At 67.9% G+C, this 246-nt stretch carries 1 protein-coding gene; it reads right to left on the bottom strand.

Annotated features, from left to right (window positions below):
* Window positions 1-65: 65 nt before the first annotated feature.
* Window positions 66-230, bottom strand: a complete 165-nt coding sequence (locus tag KVS71_RS18170) for a hypothetical protein (RefSeq protein WP_254635913.1) — start codon at window positions 228-230, stop codon at window positions 66-68.
* Window positions 231-246: the final 16 nt, after the last annotated feature.

Here is a 246-nt window from a genome sequence, read left to right as displayed (position 1 = left end):
ACCATGACGCACGACGCGAGGACCGTGCCCTCGGAGTCGACGATGGATCCCCGCTGGCCGGGGATCTACGAGCCGACGCCGATGTGCTCGAGGGATTGGCTGACGTGCTCGTCGGCGCTCACCACCTGGATGTCGATGAGGCGGACGACGTACGCCACCAGGATGGAAAGGATGTCCGCCAGGGCGACGACGGTGCGTCGCCGCGGTCCGCGCGTGGCTGGTGTCGTCATGGGATCTCTCCGTCGC

Source organism: Microbacterium sp. GbtcB4 (assembly GCF_019091465.1).
Classification (GTDB): Bacteria; Actinomycetota; Actinomycetes; order Actinomycetales; family Microbacteriaceae; genus Microbacterium; species Microbacterium paraoxydans.
This window is presented reverse-complemented; position numbering and strand designations above follow the sequence as displayed.